The organism is Bacillus sp. DC4300-2b2, from assembly GCF_049895685.1.
Classification (GTDB): Bacteria; Bacillota; Bacilli; order Bacillales; family Bacillaceae; genus Bacillus; species Bacillus safensis.
The window spans coordinates 447307-462526 of record NZ_JAFCSW010000001.1; the positions used below are offsets into that span (position 1 = coordinate 447307).

Consider the following 15220-nt stretch of genomic DNA (forward strand, 5'->3'; position numbering starts at 1 on the left):
TCGGCAGCTTTTTTAATTAATCACGGAAATAGTCAGTGTATGCTGTTCATTATCAATGACAAACAGATTGTTTTCGCCCTTCACTGCGAATTTCGTTTGTTTCTCATTCATCCAGACATTCTGTTCTGTCAGCCCAAGTGTGGAAGGAGAGATGGACATCACCTCTCGAAACACAATGGTGTTTGCCTGACCATTTTGAATGACATAGTCAGTTTTCTCTGTGGTCAAACGCTCAATCGTATCCCCTTGATCACTTTTGATCGAGCTCAGCGTCTGCATTCTTTGCTTTAGAACAGACTCTTCTTTTCCAAGGAAAGAAAGTAAATACTCATATGAACCTGCTGATGCAGGCGATACATAGGAATTAAACTGTCCTGGTCCAATGGATAATGACTTTAAATCCTCTGCATTTTGAAGCGCATCAGGTTTAACAAAATACGTTTCTGACGCTGTTTTAATTTGAACGGTTTGTTTATTTTCAGCCACAGCCTGTACTTCTTGTCCAAATGGCAAAGTGACATCAGCCTTTTTTTTCATGGCTCGGTCTTTGTAAACCTTGAGTGGATCAGCCGTGATAATCATCTGTTGATCCACCTTTTTCATATCGGGTGCCCCCTTCGTCTCTTGGTTCTTCGAATGAGGCGCTTCTATCTTATCTGATGGGATTGCACCAAATGTCGCCAGTGTACGAAGCGGGCGATCCGAAAACATCGATAAGGCAAGCAATATCGTTAAGGCCGCTAAAACTGTCACTTGAAATGCGGGTCCGAACAATGAGCGCCGTTTTCCGTTCTCTTGATAACGAGACACCTTTTCTGTCTTTTGTACGCCTTTTCTGCCTTCCTTATGTTCCATTTGGTATTTTTGTTTCTCTTTCTTGGAAAGCTTGTTAAACCAATCAACAAATTCCTTATATTCCTTTACGACCTTTTTCGTATCATCAAACATACGAAGCTCACCATAATGCATCCAAGCCACCCGATCACAGATTTTTTGGATTTGGCTAATGGAGTGACTGACAAAAAAGATCGTCTTTCCTTGTTCCTTGAATTCTGTAATGCGGTCCACACATTTTTGATAGAAGGTTTGGTCTCCAACAGACAGTGCTTCATCAATAATCAGGATATCTGGATCGATATGCGCTGAAATGGCAAAACCAAGACGGGATTTCATTCCGCTTGAATAGCTCTTTACAGGCTGGTCAATAAAGTCTCCAATATCCGCAAACTCTACGATTTTTTCATAAAGCTCGTCTATCTCTTTATTCGTCAGCCCCATCATTAAGCATTTTAGGCGAATGTTATCTTTTCCGCTTAATTGGTTGTTCAACCCTGCTGCAATGGCAATTAACGAAGGCTGGCCGTCCATCTCAATTTCACCACTTGTCGGTGGAATGATTTTCGCTAGAAGGTTCGACATTGTCGATTTTCCAGAGCCGTTAATCCCTACAAAACCAATCGTCTCGCCTTCATATACATCAAAGGACACATCACGGACAGCAAAAAAACCTTTTTCATTTTTATTAGGAAAAAACAGCCCTTTAATCTTATCTGACTGCTTTTTATATAGGACGTATTGCTTGGATACGTTTCGAAACGAAACCTTTAGTTTCATCGTATAATCTCCTTACTTTTTAAAGAAAATCGACAAATTTATCCCTAAATTTCATATGAAGCAATGAACCGACAGTTAAAAGAAGAAGCGTGATCAGCCAAAAATAAAGTGTGTATTTGACATCATGGAAAAACCATTCTCCCTTTAACAAACTATTTCTAAAACCATCAATAATGTAGAAAAGAGGATTCAATCTTAATATGTCCCCAATCCACGCTTTGTCTCCTGTGAGCTTCTCTGAAATATTCCAAAAAATCGGCAGCAAAAAGAAAAGTAATCTTGTCACGGATTGTAAAAGAAATTGATAGTCTCTCACGAGTACGCTAATCGTGGAATTAAACAAACTAAACGAAAACATAAACGCGATCATACAAATAAAATAGTATATATATTGCAGCCAATGCGCGTCAGGGTAGATGCCATAGGAAATCAGCACAATCAGATAGACACCCATCATAACAAAGTAGCTGAACAAGTTGGACATAATCACCACAGACGGCAGCGCACTAATCGGAAAATTCATCTTCGATACCATATTAATGCGTTTAAACACACTGTTTGATCCATCAAGAATGGTCGGACTAATGAAAAACCACGGGATTAATCCGGCAAGCATCCAGATGATAAATGGAATCTCCACACCGCCAATGACAATTGGCTGTCCTCCGCGAATGCCCATACCAAAAACAAACCAGTAAGCCAGCATTTGAATCAATGGATTTAAAAACTGCCATAAAACACCTAAATAATTCATCTGATATTTTGATTTTGTTTCATAAACAGCAAGTCGCATAATCAGCGGAAATGAGCTGATTTGCTCCTTTAGTATCGTCAACATTGCGTTCATTGTTATCTTCCTTAACAAAAGTTTTGAGTACCAAAATTAAAAGCACCGCTCATAATTGTAACAGATGTTGTTTATTTTTTCACTTTAAAGACAAAACAAAGATGCTATCCTTCATAAGTATAGGAATTATTTGCTTGATCATAGGTTATAAGCAAATTTGGGATGATATTTACATTTCAGAATAATGTATGTTAAACTATCTTGACTATATAATCAGAGCATATTATTTGGATATCCATATTATAGTTATTCAGTATTATTTTTACTAATTAAAAATAGATTATTAACTAGATTTTAAGGAGAGAGACTATGGTTTCTTTAGAAAGTATTTTAACTAGTAACTCTATCTTATCTTTGTTCATACATTCATATGATAAAAAAGACCTAAAAACAATAAATTTCATTCGTGATAATCAATCATTTGATTTTCCTCTACAGCAGAATAAAGATGGTTTTTACGTAGCAGAAATACGTGCTAAAGACATTCTCCCTCTAAAAGGTTCCTCTTTCAGTATTTTCGTAGCAGATCAAGTTGGAATACTCACTCCGCTACAATATGCCGTTCATCACAAATGGCAAAGAAAGATTCTGCATAGAGAATTGGCTGTACTAATTAAAAGAACAAGCAATGAAAACTTACAAACAAAAATAACGTTCGAAATTTTAAACGCTAGAAAAAGAACAAATTTATACAAAACCAATATGATTGATTTCATGCTTGAAAATTATACTCTCACAATAAATGGTGTTTCAAACATTTTAGACATTGATGCTCCATTAAATCAAAGAAAATTCTTTATTTCACTTCATAGAGTACCTTCAAAGGATAAGATATTATTTCCTGTTGATTCAATTTCAGAAAATGGAATTTGGTCTGCACACATAGATTTAAGTTCACTTGGCCTTCATAATTTATATGAGGGTATCTGGCAAATGCATTTTTATGAAGAAATAGAGGGTAAGCTACTAGGATCTTTTATAAAAGACAGAAAAAAATTGGTTCCTACAAATTCATTTAAAACTACTGATCATCTCTTTCAGTGTCAATTTAAAAAGAAAAATAGTGGATTGATATTAGATGTCAAACAAGAAAGTCTACTTGTTTCTTTTAAAGAGAGCTATATTCAAAATCAAACGATGACTGCCCAAATATCTATAGCAAGTGAACAATTAGCATTAATAGATCATCATGTCTCTGAAATTCACATGATAAATAACAAAGACACAGAGAGTACTGTGTTAACTAAAATAAAACGTATAAATGATGAAGATTTTATTTTAAAGATACCTTTTAAACGTATCATTGAAGCCTTACAAGATGGAAGTCAGAAACAATCTGACTGGCTCTTTTTATTAACAAACAAAAAAAGTCAGAAAACTATTTTCGCCAAAGTCACAAATACCTCTTTGACTTTTGATGAAAATAACGTTCTTAATATATTTGAGAAAGTACCTTTTGAAGTAGGACTACATCGAACCGCCAGTCAAAACTTGAGTTTTACAGTTAGGAAAGCTAGAACCGTAAGAAATCTCTATCAAGTCAAAAAAATACGTGGTCACTACTTAAAAATTGAGGGCGCTGCTATCTTAAGAGGCTTAGAAATGCCTCATTCAGATTCTGTTAAGCGCTCATTAGTCTTAAAAGAACGCGCATCTTTAAAAGAAATAACCATTCCCGTACAAAATAAAAGAGACTTAACATTTGCTTATCATTATAAACGGGACAAGAAAGACTATACGTACTGTGGGTTCAAAGTGTTATTTGATACATCCACACTCCCTGAAGAAAAAGGAGTTTGGGATTTCTTTATAAGATTCGATACAGAAAAGTTTTCATTTAATAGGCGTCTAGGGTTTGTTAAGTATACTTATAAGAAAGACAAGTATCTTTCTATTATCAAATATAAAGGTAATGATAACAATAAGATTTTTAACTTTTCGTCAACAACTCCTAAGGGAAATCTAAAACTAGAAGTACTTCCCTTTAAATCTTCTATTTCTGAGGATCAAATTAGTGAAAACAGAGAAGAAGTTTGGATTATAGGAGAAAGACCAGATACCGCTCAAGATACAGGTTATCACTTTTTCAAATATTGCAGAGAAAAGCATCCTGATAAAGAAGTTTATTATGCTATTGAAGAAGGAAGTAAAGATATTCGAAATATCGAACATCTTGGAAACGTACTGATCATTGGCTCAGCTGAACATATTGAAAAAACACTACAAGCTACACACTTTATCGGTTCTCATGATCTAGAATATTTCCTTCCATTTAAAATACCACAATATCAACATACGAAGAAAGCAAAAAGAATCTTTCTACAACACGGTGTAATGGGAAGAAAATCAGCCGAATATCATCGATTTTTCTATCAATATCCTTTTCATATAGTTTGTGTCAGCTCGGTTTATGAAAAGAAAATGATGATGGATCATTTTGGTTACAAAGAATCAGAGGTTAAGGTGACTGGCTTATCAAGATTTGATCATTTAGCTAATTCTAAGACAACAGATCATAATGGCGATAGAGAGATTTTAATCATGCCAACATGGAGAGAATGGCTCAATACAGAAGAAACTTTCTTAAAATCAGATTACTATGAGAAGTATATTTCGATTCTAAAAGATAAAAAACTGCTTCAAGAATTAAAAAAACATAGAGTGAAACTATTATTTTATCCTCATTATCGAATGCAGCCATATATCTCTTATTTCAACAAATATAAGAGTGATGTAGTGTCTATTTTGGAATTGGGTGAAGTAAACGTTCAAGAATTATTAATGAGAGCCTCTCTCCTTATTACCGATTATTCTAGTGTGTCATTTGATGTAAGTTTTATGAAAAAACCAGTTATATATTATCATTTTGATTTTGAAGAATTTTTCAATAAGGGTATTTTAAGAAGTAAGGAAGAAACTTTCCTAGGTGAAATTGTAGAAGATCAAGCAAGCTTAGTTAATGAAATTATTCATACAATTCATAATGGTTTCCGAGAGAAATTATTTGTCGAAGAAAGAAGAGATTTAATTCTAACGTATACTGATAACAAAAACTGCGAAAGAATTTTTAATGAAATATCTTCTTTAAAAGATGATGATTTTTCAATCATTGCTTCCTTAACAAGAATTTCTAAAGAAACTCTTCAAAATATAAAAATAGCGACCATTCAAACACTAGTCCGAAACTATCTTTTCACAATCAGTGTTAAAAAAGTAAAAGAGTTAAAAGGTAAATCTCGAAAAACACTCAAAGCTCTTAAGACAATTAAGAGACATCTAAAAAGAAACATACACAAAAAAAACTTTTCTAATTAATAGCTACTAAATAACGATATTGAGAATATTTATTTTTTGAAGATGCCAGTCCGAGACAGTCGACTGGCTTTTTTGTTTACTAGTCAGGATAAAAAAACACCTTTAAGTGAAAATCAACTTAAAGGTGTTTGTCTTCTTAATCATAATCTTGTTCATACAATAATACACGAATTTTAAGCATTATGTTTTTTATCAAACACTACTTCAACGACTCGCTTCGAAGATTCTCCAGTCTCTAAGTAACAGAATTTCTCATAAAACGGCGAGAATGCCTCTGGTAATGTAAAGGATGGCTGTTCTGTTTCTCTCACCCAGTCAATGACACTTGCTGTCTCTTTCACAAGCGGTCCAGGTGCTTCTTGTTCAAAGTCGAAGTAGAAGCCTCTGAGCTTGTCTCGATAGGTTTCAATGTCTGGCACATAGAACAGCATCGGACGTTTGAGGTTTGCATAATCAAAGAACACCGATGAGTAATCTGTGATGAGCAGATTTGAAATCATATAAAGGTCTCTAATGTCTTCGTAATGAGAGAAGTCATAGGCAAAGCCTTCATACGGCCCTAAATCAAAGTTTTCAGCAACTAGATAGTGCATACGCAGAATGATGATATATTCATCTCCGATTGCAGCTCTGAGCTCATGCAGATCAAGGTCTAAATCAAATTTGTACTGCCCTTTTTTATAAAATTGATCGTCTCTCCATGTCGGTGCGTATAATATCAATTTTTTATCGAGCGGCAGGTTCATTTTTTGTTTCAGTGCTCTCATCGTTTCTTCATTGTTTTGATTGTGAAGGAAGTCATTTCTCGGATATCCTGACTCAATCATCGTCTTTTGAAATTGGAACGCACGTGTAAAGATTTCAGTCGAGTAGGCATTAGGAGAGATGAGATAATCCCAATTCGATGCTTCTTTCGTGAAATTCTTTTTGTATTTCTTCGTGTTTGTTCCAGGCATATGCACCTCGTCCATGTCCATTGCCAGTCGTTTTAACGGCGTACCATGCCAAGTCTGCAAGTATGTTGTGTGATCTGGCTTTGGAACCCACAGCGGAAGACGGCTGTTTACGACCCAATACTCGGCTCTTGCCATCGCAAAAATCCATTTCAATGACAGACGATTGATATAATAGATGCCTTTTTCCTTAAACGGTGCTTCATGACCCTTTTTAACGCTCCAGATCAGCGTATATTCAGGGTGATTTTCTTTCATATACTCATAAATACCACGCGGATTACAACTGAATTGTTTTCCGTTAAAGCTTTCAAAAACAACGGTTTTCTTTTTCACAGACAGCTTACTCGCCAGTTTAAAGGTCGTTTTAAACGTTCTTGTCACAAGGCGGTTACGGACTTTTTTGATTTTACCGATCTTCTTTTTGAATTTCTTCCACTTGCTTTTGACGTAATACTTGGCACGTGTTTTCATGGTGTAGTCATTAATACGGATGCCAAGCGTTTGTCTTTTTTTCTTTCGGTACACTTCATATCGAATCGGTACATCGTTACGCTTATGGATTTGAACAAGTCCTTTGAGTTTGTTCGAGCGGTCTCCAAGCACTAAAGAAGTGGTTGTTAATGTTTCCTCTACTCCGTTCACATCGCAGATAAATTCAAGATAGAAGCGATATACAAGGCGTCTGTTCAAGGAATAGGTCAATTCCTCTAAAGGAACTTCTGCTAAAAATTGATAAAGCTGTGGTACCTGTTGATCATCGCGGTATTCGATCACTTCATCTTTTATATGGGTGATATTGACCGGAAAACGATGTTCAATTGGTTCTTCACCATTTTTCTTCAATAGAAGTTTTGCTTCTTTGATCTCATATGGATGTTCTGCACTTAGAACACCTGCATACCCGGATAAAGATAACATACATCCTTTGTTGAGCTCGATATGATTGAATTTCACAACCTTTAGCTCACGCTTAATTTTCAAAGAAGCATTCCCTTTGTCTGTGCGGTATGGAATGATATACAGCATGGCGTCTTTATTTTCTAAAAAAGTCAGCTCAGGCTTTTGTACTTCCATTTTTAAACGGCGTTTATAGTTTGACGTTTTCTCTTCAGATTCAATATCTGTATTGATATCTGCTTCTTTTACTTCTTCTTCCTCTTCTTCGGAATCAGAATCATAAGCTGAGTCCTCAAGCTCGTCCTCATCCTCTTCTTGGTTTGTGCTTAAATAGTCCGTGACATACAAGTTATATGTCTGGCCTTGTTCTAACGCAAGCGGCAGCGATGATTCACTCAATACCAATTTGAATAGATTCTCTTCTTGATGAACAAGCGGAAGGAAAAGCTCTTGTTTTGATACTCTTTCCCTCATAAACAAATAAAATTCTCTATCTGTTAATGGCATGTCATCATCGATGCGAATCAGCATTTCTAATTTCTCATGGTGATTTTTTAACCCTTCAACAACACTCTTCTTCTTATGAATTCCCTCTTCAATCATTAATCGTTAATCTCCTCTGTTCAGAAATCTTACCGTTATATGGCTAATTCACTTTCCAAGAATAGTTTCCTTGCTTCGTTTGATATGACCATCCATCGATAGACGATGGTTTATTCGTAAGCAGCTCACCTTCTATTTCTAGACGCTGCAAAACCTCTTGAAGTTCTACTGTTTTAAAACGAATGTAAAAATCCACAAATTTCGTTTGATTGATTTCAATGTTTTTCTTTGTTTGAAAATGGCCGATTGGGAAGCTGACTAGATGGTTTTCATCGATTGTTTGAGAGATGATTTCAGCTCCATTCACTCGATCATATCCTGCAAAATCAATTTGCACATGATCCGCATGACTCATTTCATCTTTTACATCGAGTTGAAGGTGAAGAACATGATGCTCAGAGCTTAAATCACGCAGGACCCATTTCATACGGTCCACGATTCCTCTCAGTTCATCTTTATGCTTACGATTTTCGAGCATATGATGAATGGCCGTATTCCAAACAGTCTCTTCGTCAGAAGGAACAAGATAAAAATAAGCTTGTTCTCCCAAGACTTTCTCAACATCTTCTTTATGCTTAGTATCCCCAAAAAAGACAGCATCCACTTGCTGTTTTCTTATTTGTTTAAATAATTCTCCATATTGAGAATTGATTTGATGCAGATCTTCTTCATAATGTGCATGATGCACAAATGCAGCGTAATATGTTGTTTCAGGCTGATCGATTTTAAACAGGTGGCGGTCTTGATCCCGGTCCTCTGTAATCATCAATTTCAAACGGTCATTTTGGGATTGAATACTGGATAGCCATAATTGTTTAATATCCGTCTTCTTTGTAAATGTTTGAATTCCTGTTTTTTTATACCAATTAATATGCCGAACTGGATTCTTTTTTACATCTCCATGGTAGATGAACTCCATATAAATACTGCCATCGTCATTGATCAATTCCTCCAAGTATAGTGCACCTGTATGGGGAACAAAACTTTGTACTCTGCATAAAACGCCCTGCCAATTATATTCTTCCCTTTTCACCAATTGCCGCTCTTCATTATATTGTTCAATATAACAAATGGGAGAAGAAGACCGTTCATATCTCGTCACCTGAATCTTGGATTCTTCTGCTGGAATTACGGCTTCATTGATCGAATGCGATGATTCACCGACAATAAATTCCGAATAACGTCTTTTACTTCCGCTTTCCGGTAGAATATAGTGTTCATACACATTCAAGATCTCAACCTCAGGAGAAAAAATTTCTTCCATGCGGTGAATACGTTCCTTCATATTTACATCATAATTCAAAGTTAAAATTGCAGTACGTTTATGTTGATCAGCTAATGGTTCTATTCTTGCCTTTAAAGACTTCGTTAAGCCCTCATCCTGTTTTGGCACATCACCCATAATAAAGTAGTAGTCCATATCAGGCATGTCCACTGATGCCAGTGTTTCATGTTGTTCAGATTGATCCAATGTATCTTCAACTTTTTTCTTCATCCAATTTTGAAACAAAGGAAGCTCTCCTTAAAAATAATGATGACTTGCTCATTGTATTTTACATGAAAAAGTACTTCTCACCAAAAGATAAGAAGTACTTTTTTTCGATCTATTAAAGTCCCGCAATTTCTTCCTTAATTTGTGTTGTCGAGATGCCTTCTGTTCTCTTCAAGTATACGACTTCGCAATGTTCTTTTAAGAAATCGAATTTACCTTCCCAGTCATCTCCCATGACAAACACATCGATATCGTGCTCTTGCACGTCACGGACTTTTTGATCCCAGCTGTTTTCTGGAATGACTTCGTCTACATAACGAATGGTTTCAAGAATCAGCTTTCTATGCTCGTAGCTATGATAAGCTTTTTTTGATTTTTGTAAATTAAACTCGTCTGTAGAGATGGCCACCACTAAGTAATCTCCGAGCTGCTTTGCACGCTCTAGCAGCTTAATGTGCCCCCAGTGTAATAAATCAAATGTACCGTAAGTAATAACTTTCTTCATTGCAAACATAAACTCCTTTCTTCAATCCTTATTCGACTGCATTCGTGCAGTAATTTATCCGTAATTCTGTGATATTCGATTCGCTCTTCGGAACCTCATTATATCACAGCGCCCACCAAACGTTAAGTGGATGTAAAGACAAACTATTTCCAATTTATTGGGTGCAGGAGGGAAAGTCCGAGGAATCAATGTTTTACAGAGTATCATCCATATGAATTGATGAAAATGTCACGAAATTTAAAGGTTTGTAAAGTTATTGTTAATAATTCATGGAGCATCTGTGATAAAATGATGAGTAGGTGAAGAATGAATTTACAATGAACGTTCATAGATAACAAGATAAAAAGGAGGTCTAAACAATGCAAACAGAAGTGGTCTCTAACCTTTCTTATGTAAACGGCGACTTAGATGAATTTATCAGCTATATGAATCAGCATCATATTTCTCAGAGAAGAGGCGCCATGATTGCGACTGTTAATCCAGAGATAGGCTATGCCGTCATGAAAGATCATGCGTACCATCAAGTCGTCTCATCTGCGGATTATGTACTGCCGGATGGTGTAGGCGTCGTATTGATGTCTCGCATGACCCAAAGTCCGCTTAAGTCAAGAATTGCCGGCTTTGATGTCTTCATGTCTATGCTTGATCTAGCAAACAAGCAGTCTAAAAGAATCTTTTTATATGGTGCGAAAAAAGAAGTGCTTGAGGCTGTGAAACAGCGAATTGATACGGAATATCCAAATGTGATCCTTGCCGGAAGCTGTGACGGCTATCAAGCCGATAAACGTTTCGTAGCAAAGCAAATCGCGCGCTCGAAACCTGATATGGTGTTCGTTGCATTAGGTTATCCAAACCAAGAGAACTTTATTTACGAATACCGCCATTTATTCCCGCAGGCTGTTTGCATCGGTTTAGGCGGAAGCTTTGATGTATTTAGCGGAACGGTGAAGCGTGCACCACGCTGGATGATTAAGACAAATACAGAATGGCTGTATAGATTGATTGTGAATCCATGGAGATGGAAACGAATGCTGAATATTCCTAAGTACGCTTTTGCCGTATTGAAGGAAAGCAAAGGAAAAAAACGTTACTATCCTGAGCAAGTAAAGGATCAGACGAAGCAGCTGTGAGAGACTGACAAATGTTGAATATACGCTCAATGATGATTTCATGTTACGCAGCTTTTATTTCTTTCATTGGTTGGCTGATGAGCGGCGTGAAACCGCGTGAAAACCAGGTGACGCTGCTTGTTTCATTCCAAGAGAATGCGGCTGCTCTCATTCATACTTATCAACAACAGGCGAACATGACAATGAAGCTTACTGTCCTCTATACGAAGCATGCTTCTGCGATAGAAAAGGACGGGCCTCATCTGTCATTTCGCTATTTTCATGAAAAAAATCCTCTCCATCTCATTCAATGTATGTATACGATGTTTAAAAGCAAGGTTGTCGTGACGGATAATTACTTTCTCATGACCAGTGTGCTTAGAAAACGGCCTTCTACCACCTGTATTCAAGTATGGCATGCCAATGGCGCTTTGAAAAAGTTCGGGCTTGAAGATGCTTCAAATTCTGAACGAAGTCCCCGTGACATCAAACGCTTCAAACGCGTCTATGCTTCTTTTGATTACATCGTGACAGGCTCAGATCACATGCGTGAGATTTTCAAGACTTCGTTCGGGGCCAATGATGAACGCTTTTTACAAACTGGTGTACCACTGACGGATCTGTACTATGAACAGCATCGGCCTTCATTAAAGCTGAATGATATCCCAAAAGGGAAAAAGATCCTGCTCTATACACCGACCTATCGAGACTTTGCAATGGACAGCCTTGTCCTGCCTTTTTCAAAAGAGCAATTGCAAACTGAGCTGAATGGCGATTATATTCTGCTCGTCAAGCTTCATCCTGCAGTCAAACATTTAGCAAAAGCACAAACAGACGGTGAATGGATATTTGATGTGTCCGATCAGCCGCTCTATACATTGCTTTGTGCTTGTGATGTCCTAGTGACAGATTATTCGTCGATTGTGTTTGAGTATGCACTGCTCGAAAAGCCTGTCTTGTTCTTCACTTATGACTTAGACACTTACCGGGAGAAACGCGGCTTAGTTGATCGGTATGAAGACATCATTCCTGGAAAGGCTTGCGTTACTCAAAACATGCTTTTGCAGGAGCTTTTACACCTAAACGTATCAACCAATAAAGAACAAATCAAAACCTTTGCTGAGGAATGGAACCAATATTCAAAGGGACAATCAAGTCAGCAGCTCCTTTCATTCATTGAACAGCAGCTGCTCTTACAAAAAAAACGTCCGGCTTCTCAATAGGAAGCACGGACGTTTTTTTATTTGTTATACACTGGGATATCGTAATAGAGCGTATAGTCATCAAGCAGGTTATACAAACTATACATACGAGTGACTTGCTTAGAAGCCCAGCCAATATCTGTTGCATATTGATGAGTTGCTGTAGCAGACCAGCGCATTTTATAAATCGTATCTTGTTTGTATGTCGCATTATTGATGTAGCTGTTGCCAATGAATTTTGCCCCGCCAATAATCGCTGCCTCTGGTGTGAACCATTGCTGTTCATACGCATACTTTGCACCGAGAAAATTCGGATTGCTGTCATATGCGCCAATGCCATACATGTTATATACTTTCTTTCCATTAAACATTGTACCATTCGCTAAAATGGAACTTCCGTTACCCGTTTCAAGCAACGCATGAGAAATAAGATAAATTTCGTTGATATGATACGTTTTTGCTGCTGTAATAAAGGCTTGTCCTTTACCCGCAAGAATCCCTTTGCCTGCTAAAATCTTTGTATTAACCTCTGCCGGATTGAGATTCGCAGCTTCAGAGAGTTTCAGAAATTGAAAATAAGATTGCGTACCTTCTGCAATATTGGCTGGATCTACATATTTTTGCACCTCTGCTGCACTTGCATTTCTCCAGCCGAGGTTGATCCTGATCCAGTTTCCTTCTTTTCCAAGCTGTTTCACTTTTGCTCCTTTATTCAGCTGTGCCACAATGTTGCTTGCAGAGCTCGAATCAGGTGTAGAACGGACATTTAAGCCATCCGTATTCACTGTCGATGTTGCTTGGTCTACATATGCTGCATAAACATAGGCCGCACCATCTGTCTGTGGTGACACCTTCATTTGTTTGTTTACCATCTCATTGACAGTGAGGTTATAATTCGTTTGCATGACCATTGGGCCATTTTTAATTTTTACGGCTGTGGCTGTCCAGCCATATTGGCTTTTCACAAATGCAATGGCTGCATTTACAGTTGGTAATCCTGTAAATTGCTGCGTAATGTTGATTTTGTAAGTTGGTTTCGTTGTTGTTGTATACGCAGCGGTTTCATTCCGTTTTTTGAAAAATGCCATGCCTTGGTCACGCAGTGCCGCTGTTGAGATGGCACCTGTTTTGATCTGATATTGAGCATAATCGACTGCGCCTGTTTTTTGTGCAGCAGCCTTCATTTTTTGTTTCGTCAAATAGCTGAGTGCTTGATTCAGTTTTGTCTGATTCACTGTCGGCTCTGTCGTGATACGGTATTGCTTGACCGCTTCTGTCAGCGTTTTTGTACTGCTGGCAATGCCATTTTTCTTGATGATCTCTTGAGCCTGCTTCACTTTAGTTTGTTCATATACAGGTGTTGTCTTAAGACTATATGTTTTGCTGACAGCCTGTCCCTTACTTGTCTTGATGCTGCTTGTCACCTTCTGCGTTTTTAAGTATGCGGCACCTTTATTCACTTTCGCTTGGTCTACTGCTTGATTGACGACGAGTCGATATGTGCTGTCTGATACCTTGCCTGTTTTTTTCGTTGTCGCAGATACTTTTTTCTTTTGGAAGAAAGCTGCTGCTTTTTTCGCTTGATCATCTCCTAAAAGGTTCCCCGTCACTACTTGATATAGCTGTGTAGAAGAAATCTTTTTGGACGTGTAGCGCCATTTCTTTTTCTTGAAAAAAGCTATCGTTTTTGCGTAAGCTGTATCGTTCAATTGATTGAGCTTTACGATATAATTTTTTGTTTTTCCCACTCGCTGCACAGTACCTGCAGCACCGGCTTGCTTCTTAATTTGAGCCGCAGCTGAAGCTGCTTGTTTGTTGTCTTTGAAATAGCCTGATTCCAAGCTGTAGACATTTTTTAAGGCTCCTGTCTTTTGAATCTTCCCGCTGATCTTTGCTTCTTTTTGCAGCTGAGTAAGGAGTGTCTGTGCCTTCGACTGGCTCGCTTGTGCAGCCGATGTGACGATGTAATACGGCTTACCCGCTGTCACCGTTTGAAGCACTGGTTTTAAACCGGATGCCTTTTGAAAACCTTGCAGAATGGTATTTGCCTTACTTTGTCCAACAATACCGCTTGAAATCAGCTGATATACAGTGCCAGCTTTGTTTTCTGTTTGGTATGTACTGGTGACGCCTGCCTGCTTTTGTAACTCGGTTTGAATATTTTTCACTTTCGTTTCAGAATCAATGGTTCCTGATATGACCTGATAGGAAGGTCTGCTTTGATTGATGACTTCATAGGAGCTATTGAGCCCAGATGTTTTTGTTAGCTCAAGTGAGAGCTTTTTCGCCTGACTTTCATCATTGACTGGGTCAGATACGATCTTTTGTAAAGGAAGGCGGTCACCTACTGGAGACACCGTACCGCTCATGCCCACCTCTTTTTTTAATGCAGCTGCACTTGCACTCGCTGCTGCTTGTGACTCATATCCTGAGGCAGTGAGCTGATAGCTCGACGTATTTCCTGAGGTTTGGTAAGTGGCTGTCCACTTTTTGTCCTTCTTCAGTGTTTCCACTGCTTTTTTCACTTCTGCTTCTGTTGTAAATACCTTTGTGGTGTTCATCGTATAAATGGATTGGTCGACATAGGAGGCTGCTTGTGCTTCTTTACCCGTGTGTAATGTCATACCAAAGGCAGCTGCGAGTAACATAATCTTGATGGTTTTTTTCACGTTCCCTGTCC

The 15220-nt window shown here is 37.8% G+C and carries 9 protein-coding genes; 3 read left to right on the plus strand and 6 right to left on the minus strand.

The annotated features are described in order from the left end of the window. Nucleotides 1–12: 12 nt before the first annotated feature. On the minus strand, nt 13–1614 hold the full coding sequence (tagH, locus tag ACP69X_RS02355; protein WP_426052383.1) for a teichoic acids export ABC transporter ATP-binding subunit TagH: 1602 nt from the start codon (nt 1612–1614) through the stop codon (nt 13–15). Nucleotides 1615–1633: 19 nt separating this feature from the next. After that, entirely contained in the window at nt 1634–2461 is an 828-nt protein-coding gene (locus ACP69X_RS02360; RefSeq protein WP_024426273.1) for an ABC transporter permease, read from the minus strand. 309 nt (nt 2462–2770) lie between these two features. On the opposite strand from ACP69X_RS02360, the gene ACP69X_RS02365 reads away from it, so the two are divergent. Next, nucleotides 2771–5776 carry a CDP-glycerol glycerophosphotransferase family protein gene (locus ACP69X_RS02365; RefSeq protein ID WP_426052384.1) on the plus strand — a complete coding sequence of 1002 codons (3006 nt, stop codon included), beginning with the start codon at nt 2771–2773 and terminating at the stop codon, nt 5774–5776. Between the two features lie 173 nt (nt 5777–5949). Here ACP69X_RS02365 and ACP69X_RS02370 read toward each other — a convergent pair whose 3' ends face one another. The 3 genes from ACP69X_RS02370 to tagD form a co-directional block, all read right to left on the minus strand. After that, nucleotides 5950–8232 carry a CDP-glycerol glycerophosphotransferase family protein gene (locus tag ACP69X_RS02370; protein ID WP_426052385.1) on the minus strand — a complete coding sequence of 761 codons (2283 nt, stop codon included), beginning with the start codon at nt 8230–8232 and terminating at the stop codon, nt 5950–5952. A 43-nt stretch (nt 8233–8275) separates the two neighbouring features. Further along, on the minus strand, nt 8276–9742 hold the full coding sequence (locus ACP69X_RS02375) for an alpha-glucosyltransferase N-terminal domain-containing protein (RefSeq protein ID WP_426052386.1): 1467 nt from the start codon (nt 9740–9742) through the stop codon (nt 8276–8278). 97 nt (nt 9743–9839) lie between these two features. Next, a complete protein-coding gene (gene tagD / locus ACP69X_RS02380; RefSeq protein ID WP_008343212.1) occupies nt 9840–10229 on the minus strand; it encodes a glycerol-3-phosphate cytidylyltransferase in 390 nt (129 codons plus the stop codon). A 359-nt stretch (nt 10230–10588) separates the two neighbouring features. Between tagD and ACP69X_RS02385 the strand changes: the two genes are divergently transcribed. Both ACP69X_RS02385 and ACP69X_RS02390 read left to right on the plus strand, forming a co-directional pair. Then, the gene (locus ACP69X_RS02385) at nt 10589–11359 is read left to right on the plus strand and encodes a WecB/TagA/CpsF family glycosyltransferase (protein WP_041087979.1); all 771 of its coding nucleotides are present in this window, start codon (nt 10589–10591) and stop codon (nt 11357–11359) included. Between the two features lie 11 nt (nt 11360–11370). Then, on the plus strand, nt 11371–12561 hold the full coding sequence (locus ACP69X_RS02390) for a CDP-glycerol glycerophosphotransferase family protein (protein ID WP_052468256.1): 1191 nt from the start codon (nt 11371–11373) through the stop codon (nt 12559–12561). Between the two features lie 17 nt (nt 12562–12578). Here ACP69X_RS02390 and ACP69X_RS02395 read toward each other — a convergent pair whose 3' ends face one another. Then, a complete protein-coding gene (locus ACP69X_RS02395; protein ID WP_426052387.1) occupies nt 12579–15209 on the minus strand; it encodes an N-acetylglucosaminidase in 2631 nt (876 codons plus the stop codon). Between the last annotated feature and the right edge of the window lie 11 nt (nt 15210–15220).